Here is a 5,233-nt window from a genome sequence, read left to right as displayed (position 1 = left end):
GGCCCCGGCCTCTCCCACATCGTGCCTCGATTCAGGCGGAGGCCGCCTGGATCGCCGGCTCACCCGTCTCGGCAGCCTGGCGGCCGGGGTTCTTCCGTACCAACAGCAGGGTGGCCACCGCGCCCAGCAGGGAGGCGCAACCGCAGATCACCACGCCCACGGCCATGCCGTGGCCGAGGGCCGACTGAGCCGCCGCACGGGCGCTCTCGCTGCCGGCGCTCACCACGGCGAGCGGCCCGGCCGCCGCCTCCATGCCGGCGTCGGCACCACTGAGTTTCCCGGCCAACGCCGAGGAGGCGATGCTCAGCGCGACGGTGCTGATGACCGCCGGGCCGAGGGCCTGGCCGAACTCCCGCACCAGGCTGGTCGCACCGCTGGCCATGCCGGTCTTCTCGATCGGTACGGCGTTGACGGCGGCCGAGGTCAGCGAGGACACGACGCAGATGAAGCCGACGCCCAGCAGCAGCACCGGACCGATGAAGGCGGTCAGGGAGGTGGTGGTGACGGGCAGAGCCGCGATCCAGAACTGGCCGGCGGCCATCGGCAGCAGCCCTCCCGTCAGCAGCCAGCGCGCGTCGACACGGGTGAGCATCTTGCTCAGCACGGGTGCCAGCAGCAGCGGGATCAACTGCAGGATGACGAAGGGAAGGCTGGCCCGCAGGGCGCTGAGGTGCATGACCGCGCCCAGGCGGATCGAGACGACGTACCCGGTGCCGATGAAGCCGAACATGCCGACCAGGGCGACGACCGAGGACGCCGCGAAGGAGGGGATCCTCAGCAGGTCCAGGTTGAACATCGGGGACTCGGCGCGCTTCTCGACGATGAGGAAGGCGACCAGGGCCACCGCGGCGAGGGAGAGCGAACCGACGATCGCGGGACTGCTCCAGCCACGCTCGCCGCCCTCGATGACGCCCCACAGCAGAGCGGTCAGGCCGACGGCGACCGTGACCTGACCAGGCCAGTCGAGTGCGCGGCCCTCGGGGGCCCTGGAGTCCGTGACGAGGATCCAAGAAGAGACAGCGACGACCAGACCGAGGACGATCGGTGGAACGAACGCCCACCGGAAGTCGGCGACGGTGGCGAGCACGCCGGAGGACAGCGGGCCCACGGCCGAGGCGATGGAGATGCTCAGCGCCCAGGTCGACACGGCCTTGGCGCGGTCCTTCTCCCCCGGGGTCGCGGCGGCGATCACGGCGAGGGAACTCGGGAAGAGCGCGGCGGCTCCGATACCGGCCAGGGCCTGGCCGGTCCACAGCATCGTCACGTTCTGCGAAGTGGCATTGAGCAGTTGGCCGAGGGCCAGAACGAATCCGCCGCCCACCAACAGTCGTTTACGTCCGAAGAGATCGCCCAGCACCCCGAAATTCAGTTCCAGAATCGCGGTGGGAAGAATGAAGGCAAGGGTCACCCACGCCACCTGGGATCCGGATGCTCCGAAAGCGGCCTGGATCTCCCCGTTGATGGGCGCCGGAACCGTAATGCACATCTGTGCCGCGGCAACCGCAAGGCAGCAGGATATGAGCGTTCCCGGGTCAATATTCCTCAGAGAGATGGTTCGTGTCATCGCGGGTTCCCTCTTTCCGTCTTCCGGTCGGCGCTCAGTTCCGTGTTCTTCTCTATGAGTTCGATGAGATTTCCTTCGGGGTCACTGACCCAGGCCATGCGCACACCCGGCTCGGGTGAGTCGCCGGGTTTCATGACCTCACCCGCGCCGTGCGCCAAGAGGGCCGCGTACACGGGTTCCAGCTCCGGGGTGGTGACCGCGAAGTGTCCGTATCCCTCGGTCAGGACGGCGGCTGCCGGACCCGGGGCACGCAGGCCGGGGGCCGACCCGGGCCGGGCGAGCAGTTCGATGCGCCAGCCGTCGGGGTGTTCCAGGACGACCGCGCTCAGGCCGGGTCCCTCCAGGTGGAACTCGAAGACGATGCGCAGCCCGAACGCGGCCTGGTACCACGTGGTCTGGGCGGCGAGGTCACGGACGTTGACGCCGATGTGATCGAGTCGCGCCTCCATGGCCGTCAGCCCGCCATGGCGCTGTCGCCGCCGTCGACCATGAGGTTGGCGCCGTTCACGAACGCCGCCTCGTCGGAGCAGAGGAACGCGGCGGCGTGCGCGATGTCCTCCGGCTGCCCCACACGCCCGACCGGAATCCTTGCCTCCAGGTGCGCCTTCGGCCCGTTCGGGTCGTCGAGGAACGGCGCGGTGGCGGAGGTGCGGATCATGCCGGGGGCGATGGTGTTGACCCGGATGCCGTGGGGGGCGCCCGCGGCACACAGGTGCATGCTCATGGCCAGGACTCCGCCCTTGGCGGCGCCGTGCGGCACCATCGGCATGAACGGAGCGCCCCGTACGGCCGCCACGGAGGCCACGTTCAGAACGGCGCCGCCACCGCGCGCGATCAGGTGCGGCCACGCGGCCTGCGTGCAGAAGTACGGGATGTCGAGTTCGTTCTTGATGGTGAAGTACCAGTCCTGCGCAGGCATCGACTCGAACGGGCCGTTCCGTAGCGCTGAGGCGTTGTTGTAGAGGATGTCGATCCCACCGAAGGCCTCGATACCGGCCTCGATCCACTGGCGGGCCCCCTCCTCGGTGGAAAGGTCGACCGGGGCGAGGGAGCGCATGACACCCCCTTCCTTTTCCACTGTTGCCACCGTTTCCGCCGCTCGGATCTCGTCGATGTCACAGCCGAATACGAGGGCGCCCTCCGCGGCGAACACCTGAGCAGCCGCGCGGCCGATTCCGGCCCCTGTTCCACTGATGAAGGCGATTTTCCCGGCAAGTCGACCCATGTTTTCCGTATCCCTTGTCCGATGCCGCGGAAGTGCGGTTCTGGCAGCGTAGGTGCGGCCCATGACCGGAACAAGAAACAGGGCAACGAAGCGCCATCGGGAGTGCGGATGGCTGGTATGGGGCAGGGAGTCGGCCGCCCGTGGTCCAGTCACCTTCAAGGCTTATGGAATCCACCGACCATTCTCATGAACCCCTCCACTGCGGGGACCTCGACGGCGTCACCGACGAGTCACCGGTGTGCATGTCGCGTTGATCATGCTCGTGGTCGGATCGAACCTGGCCCGGGCGTTCGCACTGGTCGGCGCGTTGTCCGTGATCCGCTTCCGGAACGCGATCCAGGAAACCAGGGACGTGGGCTTCGTCCACGATCAAGCGGACCTCCACCGGCCCGCTCACCTTCGCCGACACCGCGAACGGCTCCACCGTCGACCTCGGCCCGTTCCACGACGCACACGGTCACACCTACACCGTCTGCTGGAACATCGGCTCAGCCCCCCACCGTTGCCTCGTCAACGCCGGCAGCGGTCTCGTCCTCGGCATCCAGGAGATGTCCACGGCCGACAACGAGAACGTGCTGCAATGGTCGGACACCGGAACAGCCGACCACCGCTGGATCATCTGGCCCCTGCTGGTGATGTCGTGCGCGGGTGCCTTGCGGTTGTCGTGGGGCTCGATGAACGTGAGGGCGTCGGCCCGTGCGCCGACCCGGTCGTCCCGGGCGCTGGTTCCGATCTCCTCGTCGCCGTAGCAGACACCCGTCCTGCCCATGGTCTACCGTAGCCACAACTCGCCTGCCAGGTAGCACAATTGAGCCGAGGTGTACGCCGATCCGGCGTCGGTGTGGATGCTGCGGCCGCGCTCCGGACAGCCCGGTCCGGCAACCGTGTCGAGAGCGTCGACGACCAGCTCGGCGCGGCGGTGGCCGGCCCGCGCAGCATCACCTCACGGGGGCATCCGCCGGGATCCGGCCGATCAGGGCCCGGCGGGACGGCTGTTCACGCGCGTCACGCCGGGAACGCCGACCGGGCCAGTGCCCCGAAGTCCATGACGTGCGCCGTACCGTTGACGCCTCGCGCGAGGTCCGAGACGAGGTAGCAGATGGCCGCGGCGATCTCCTCGGTGCGGTGCACGGGGTAGGGCTGGCCCTCGAACCCGGCCTCGGTCAGACCGAGGTCGGTGCGGGACATCGGGGTGTCGACGATGCTGGGGGCCACGCAGTTGACCCGTACGCCGTCCCGCTCCAGGTCGGTGGCGAGGGCCTTGGCCAGCATCAGGACACCGCCCTTGGAGGCGCAGTACGGCACCATGCCGGGCGCGGCGACGAACCCGGAGTCCGAGGCGACGAAGACGATCGCGCCGCCGCCCCTGGCCCGCATGGCGGCCGACGCGTGTTTCGCCAGCAGGAACTGGCCGGTGAGGTTGACCTCGATCGTCCGCGTGAACTCCGCGTGGGTGATGTCCGCCGGTGACTTGCCCATGGGACCGGAGACGCCGGCGCAGCCCACGGCGATGTCAGGGCCGCCGCAGGCGCGCACCGCCTCGGCGAGGGACTCCTCGTCGGTGACGTCTCCGGTGTGCCAGCGCACGCCGTCGGGGAGGCCGGGTGGGGGCGGGGCCAGGTCGAGCACGGTCACGGTGACGCCCTCGGCGAGCAGGGCGGTGACGGTGGCCCGCCCGATGCCGCTGCCACCGCCGGTGACCAGAGCCGTACGGCTCTTGAGGCGAAGGTCCACTGTCAGTCCTCGATCTGACGGGGGGCGAGGGAGAAGTCGAAGGGGACGGCCCCCGGGTCGACCATGGTGGTGCCGCCGTCCACGGTGAGGGTGGTGCCGTTGACGTACGACGCCCCGGGACCGAGCAGCCAGAGCACGGCGTCGGCGATCTCCTCCGCCAGGGCCGGCCGGCGCTGCGGCACCAGGGCCGTGACGGCGTCGTACGACGCGTCGATGCCCAGGCCGAGCGGTTCGCCGAACTCACGCATCTCCTGGTCGGCCATCTCGGTACGGGTCCAGCCCGGGCAGACGGTGTTGGCACGGACGCCGAGCGGTCCGAACTCGGTGGCGATCGACGCCGTCAGCATCGCCGCGCCGGCCTTGGAGGCGGCGTACGCGGCCATGCCCGACGGGGCACGCAGCCCCGCGATGGAGCCGACGGTGACGAACGCGCCCCGGGTGCGGGTGAGTTCGGGCAGGGTGGCGCGGGCGAGAAGGAACACGGAGGTGAGGTTGGTGCGCAGGGTGGCGTCCCAGTCCTCGTCGGAGAGGTCGGTCACGCCGCCCGGGCGCATGATGCCGGCGTTCGCGACGACCCCGTCGACCCGGCCGTGTTCGTGTACGACGGCGGCGACCAGTTCCTCGACGTCGCCGCGGACGGTGACATCGGCGACGTGCGCGGTGCCACCGCAGCCGTCCGCCACCCTGACGAGCGCGTCGCGTCGCCGTCC

The 5,233-nt window shown here is 69.7% G+C and carries 6 protein-coding genes and 1 pseudogene; 2 read left to right on the top strand and 5 right to left on the bottom strand.

The window, feature by feature from the left end; translation table 11 throughout:
* Nucleotides 1-31: 31 nt before the first annotated feature.
* From ACFULQ_RS48470 to ACFULQ_RS48460, 3 genes are read right to left on the bottom strand one after another with little or no spacing between them, the layout of a single operon-like run.
* A complete protein-coding gene (locus ACFULQ_RS48470) occupies nucleotides 32-1,564 on the bottom strand; it encodes an MFS transporter (RefSeq protein WP_383558065.1) in 1,533 nt (510 codons plus the stop codon).
* The gene (locus ACFULQ_RS48465) at nucleotides 1,561-2,013 is read right to left on the bottom strand and encodes a VOC family protein (protein WP_383558063.1); all 453 of its coding nucleotides are present in this window, start codon (nucleotides 2,011-2,013) and stop codon (nucleotides 1,561-1,563) included. Before ACFULQ_RS48465 ends, ACFULQ_RS48470 begins: the two co-directional genes overlap by 4 nt.
* A gap of 5 nt (nucleotides 2,014-2,018) precedes the next feature.
* Nucleotides 2,019-2,789 (bottom strand): SDR family NAD(P)-dependent oxidoreductase, encoded by a 771-nt coding sequence (locus tag ACFULQ_RS48460; RefSeq protein ID WP_383558071.1) that lies wholly within the window; start codon nucleotides 2,787-2,789, stop codon nucleotides 2,019-2,021.
* A gap of 229 nt (nucleotides 2,790-3,018) precedes the next feature.
* Here ACFULQ_RS48460 and ACFULQ_RS48455 point away from each other — a divergent pair.
* Both ACFULQ_RS48455 and ACFULQ_RS48450 read left to right on the top strand, forming a co-directional pair.
* Nucleotides 3,019-3,153: pseudogene (locus ACFULQ_RS48455) on the top strand (DUF4956 domain-containing protein); the annotation flags it as partial.
* 4 nt (nucleotides 3,154-3,157) lie between these two features.
* The gene (locus tag ACFULQ_RS48450; protein WP_383558068.1) at nucleotides 3,158-3,538 is read left to right on the top strand and encodes an RICIN domain-containing protein; all 381 of its coding nucleotides are present in this window, start codon (nucleotides 3,158-3,160) and stop codon (nucleotides 3,536-3,538) included.
* A 256-nt stretch (nucleotides 3,539-3,794) separates the two neighbouring features.
* On the opposite strand, the gene ACFULQ_RS48445 is transcribed toward ACFULQ_RS48450, so the two are convergent.
* Both ACFULQ_RS48445 and ACFULQ_RS48440 read right to left on the bottom strand, forming a co-directional pair.
* Nucleotides 3,795-4,523 carry an SDR family NAD(P)-dependent oxidoreductase gene (locus ACFULQ_RS48445; protein WP_383558060.1) on the bottom strand — a complete coding sequence of 243 codons (729 nt, stop codon included), beginning with the start codon at nucleotides 4,521-4,523 and terminating at the stop codon, nucleotides 3,795-3,797.
* A gap of 2 nt (nucleotides 4,524-4,525) precedes the next feature.
* A partial coding sequence (locus tag ACFULQ_RS48440) for an SDR family NAD(P)-dependent oxidoreductase (protein WP_383558058.1) occupies nucleotides 4,526-5,233 on the bottom strand: 708 nt, incomplete at its 5' end.

Source organism: Streptomyces sp. NPDC057253 (assembly GCF_042669125.1).
GTDB lineage: Bacteria > Actinomycetota > Actinomycetes > Streptomycetales > Streptomycetaceae > Streptomyces.
Note: the sequence above shows the minus strand (reverse complement) of the source record. Positions and strands in the feature narration are given on the sequence as shown.

Excerpts from the sequence above, each read along its gene's own strand:
- ACFULQ_RS48470 (WP_383558065.1), bottom strand. The coding sequence starts at position 1,564 with ATGACACGAACCATCTCTCTGAGGAATATTGACCCGGGAACGCTCATA.
- ACFULQ_RS48465 (WP_383558063.1), bottom strand. The coding sequence starts at position 2,013 with ATGGAGGCGCGACTCGATCACATCGGCGTCAACGTCCGTGACCTCGCC.
- ACFULQ_RS48460 (WP_383558071.1), bottom strand. The coding sequence starts at position 2,789 with ATGGGTCGACTTGCCGGGAAAATCGCCTTCATCAGTGGAACAGGGGCC.